This window comes from Flavobacterium sp. (assembly GCF_035456085.1).
Classification (GTDB): Bacteria; Bacteroidota; Bacteroidia; order Flavobacteriales; family Flavobacteriaceae; genus Flavobacterium.
The window spans coordinates 1-3,119 of record NZ_DATIDY010000138.1; the positions used below are offsets into that span (position 1 = coordinate 1).

Genomic DNA, 3,119 nt, shown 5'->3' on the forward strand with positions numbered 1-3,119 from the left:
GTCAAATCTTTAGGTTTCAAACCATGAGCAGCCAATTGTTTAGAAAATAAATGTCTTTTGGCAATTTCTACTTTTTCTTCTATTGTATAACCAGACATTTTTATCACTTCCATACGATCTACCAAAGCTGGTTGAATAGCAGCCATATTATTAGACGTTGCGATAAACATTACTTTAGATAAATCGTAACCCATTTCAAGGAAATTATCATAAAAAGCGCTGTTTTGTTCTGGATCTAAAACCTCTAATAATGCTGATGATGGATCTCCGCTATGGCTGGATGATAACTTATCAATTTCATCCAAAACAAATACAGGATTTGAAGTTCCAGCTTTTTTCAAACTTTGGATTATACGTCCTGGCATTGCACCAATATAGGTTTTTCTGTGTCCACGGATTTCTGCTTCATCACGCAAACCTCCCAATGAAATACGGACATATTCTCTACCCAAAGCTTCTGCAACTGATCTACCAATAGAAGTTTTACCAACACCCGGAGGTCCTGTTAAACAAATAATTGGCGACTTCATATCATTTCTTAATTTAAGAACTGCTAAATGTTCAATCATTCTTTTTTTAACGTCTTCTAAACCAAAATGATCTTTGTCTAATACTTTTTGAGCGTGTTTTAAATCAAAATTGTCTTTTGAAAATTCACCCCAAGGTAAGTCTAAAAATAATTCCAAATAATTTCTTTGAATTCCAAAATCTGGCGCTTGAGGATTCATTCTGCGCATTTTAGATAATTCCTTATCAAAATGTGACTGTGTTTTTTCGTCCCATTTTTTCGTTTTAGATTTCAGACTCATTTCGTCCATTTCTTCCTCTTGCGAAACACCTCCAAGTTCTTCTTGAATGGTTTTCATTTGCTGATGCAAGAAATATTCTCTTTGTTGCTGATCTAAATCAAAACGAACTTTGGACTGAATATCATTTTTAAGTTCCAATTTCTGCAACTCAATATTCATATAACGAAGCGTTTCCAAAGCGCGTTCTTTTAATCCATTAATAGATAACAAATCTTGTTTTTCTTTAACAGATAAATTCATATTGGAAGAAACAAAATTGATCAAAAATGATGGGCTTCCTATGTTTTTAATGGCGAATGTAGCTTCAGATGGAATATTTGGGCTTTCACTGATAATTTTTACGGCTAATTCTTTTACCGAATCAATAATTGCAGCAAATTCACTGTCTTTTTTCGTTGGTCTTTTCTCTGGAACTTCTTTGATTTTTGCTTTCAAATATGGTTCGTCAGAAACTATTTCTGCTATTTCAAAACGTTTTTTTCCTTGAAGAATAACAGTAACATTTCCATCAGGCATTTTCAAAACGCGCAGAATTCTCGCTACAGTTCCTATTTTATTGACATCATCAAATGTAGGATCTTCGTCATCTTCATGAAGCTGAGAAACTACACCAATTACTTTTCCATCAGCATTGGCATCATTAATCAATTTTATTGACTTATCTCTTCCTGCAGAAATTGGAATAACCACTCCTGGAAACAAAACAGTATTGCGTAAAGGTAAAATTGGTAAAAAATCCGGCAATTCTTCATTATTCATTTCTTCCTCATCTTCCGGAGTCAATAATGGAATCAATTCAGCTTCTGAATCAATTTCTTGAAGTGACAAATTGTCAATAGTAAGTATTTTATGATTCGACATAGTAATATTAAGTCTTTTTGTCATTAATGTTTTTGGATCGGACGCAAATATAATGTATCACAACAATATTATGGTTTAATACTGAAGTATAAATTCATTAAAATATTCGCGCAATTAACTAGGCAATCATTGTGCCAAAACAACATCTTATTAAAAAAAACTAAATATTTATAGTTACTTCCCTCTCTTAATGGTTTTTGTAACTATTAAAAAAGAAAATTTAAGCTAATTTTATAAAAACTGTAACAAATCAAAAACATTCATGTCTTTACTAAAAACATTACTATTTAATTGAACTTGACTGATCAAAATATCGAAGATTTGATTTCGCTTTGCAAAGAGAATAATCAGAAAGCACAATTTGAGATTTATAATCGCTATTGCAAGGCGATGTATAATGTGGCCTACAGAATTGTGAAAGATGAGCATTTTGCTGAAGATGTTATGCAAGAAGGTTTTTTGAAAGCATTTACCAAAATAAATGATTTCAAGCAAGAAGTTGCCTTTGGTGCATGGTTGAAGCGGATTATAGTGAATAACAGCATTGATTTTTATAAAAAAAATAATCAATTTAAAACTGAAGACTTTGAAAAAACGCTGTATAAACTAGAAGAAAACGATATTGATGAGCAAGAAAAGTTAGATTTTAATGAATTAAAAGTCAAGCAGGTTTTAGATGCAATTCAATCGTTGAAATACAATTACAGCATGGTTTTAACTTTATTTTATATTGAAGGTTATGACCAGGAAGAAATTTCAGAAATTCTTAAAATTAGTTATGCAAATTGTAGAACGACATTGAGCAGGGCTAAAGAAAATTTAAGAAAAAAATTAAGTGAGTTATGAATAAGCAATCTCAATCATTAATGCGAATTCCATCTTGCCAAAAACAAATTTTATTAGAAGATGAAAAATGAAAATGAAAAATTAGATCAACTATTTGAAAATTTAGAAAACCAATGGGACGTTCAGGAATTGGATAGTCAACATTTGGAAAGATTTTCAAAAAAAATGATTCTTAAAAAACGAAAAAGAAACTACAGCTTTATTTATGCTGTAGCAGCCTCTGTGGTTGTTTTTCTTGGTGTGACATTGTTTTATACTAATAATGAAAAACCAAAGGAATTAAAATTTGCCTCAAAAGAAACCAGACAAACCGATTCTATTTTTACAGTTTTAATTCAGAATGAATTAGAAAAAATTAATGAAAAAAAGTCACCTGAAAATGAAAAAATAATTAATGATGCCTTAAAACAAATGAAATCGCTCGATAGCGATTATGATAAAATTGTGCATGAATTGGAAGTTAATGGCGAATGTAAGCCACTAATTTATGCGATGATTAGTAATCTTCAAACGCGAATTTCTTTTTTGCAAAGTGTTTTGCAACGCATTGAAGAAACCGAAAAACTTAAAAAATTAAACGATGCAAAAACAATTTAAAATATT

Annotated in this window: 3 protein-coding genes; 2 read left to right on the forward strand and 1 reads right to left on the reverse strand. The window is 30.7% G+C overall.

The annotated features are described in order from the left end of the window. Nucleotides 1-1,670: LON peptidase substrate-binding domain-containing protein (locus VLC96_RS10960; RefSeq protein WP_325262919.1), on the reverse strand; the 1,670-nt coding region annotated here is incomplete at its 3' end. A 414-nt stretch (nt 1,671-2,084) separates the two neighbouring features. On the opposite strand from VLC96_RS10960, the gene VLC96_RS10965 reads away from it, so the two are divergent. Next, nucleotides 2,085-2,516 (forward strand): RNA polymerase sigma factor, encoded by a 432-nt coding sequence (locus VLC96_RS10965; RefSeq protein ID WP_325262915.1) that lies wholly within the window; start codon nt 2,085-2,087, stop codon nt 2,514-2,516. Between the two features lie 60 nt (nt 2,517-2,576). Continuing rightward, complete coding sequence (locus VLC96_RS10970; RefSeq protein ID WP_325262917.1) at nt 2,577-3,113, forward strand: anti-sigma factor; 537 nt, start codon at nt 2,577-2,579, stop codon at nt 3,111-3,113. Nucleotides 3,114-3,119: the final 6 nt, after the last annotated feature.

Coding starts and splice junctions, on each gene's coding strand:
- VLC96_RS10970 (WP_325262917.1), top strand. CDS start 2,577: ATGAAAAATGAAAATGAAAAATTAGATCAACTATTTGAAAATTTAGAA.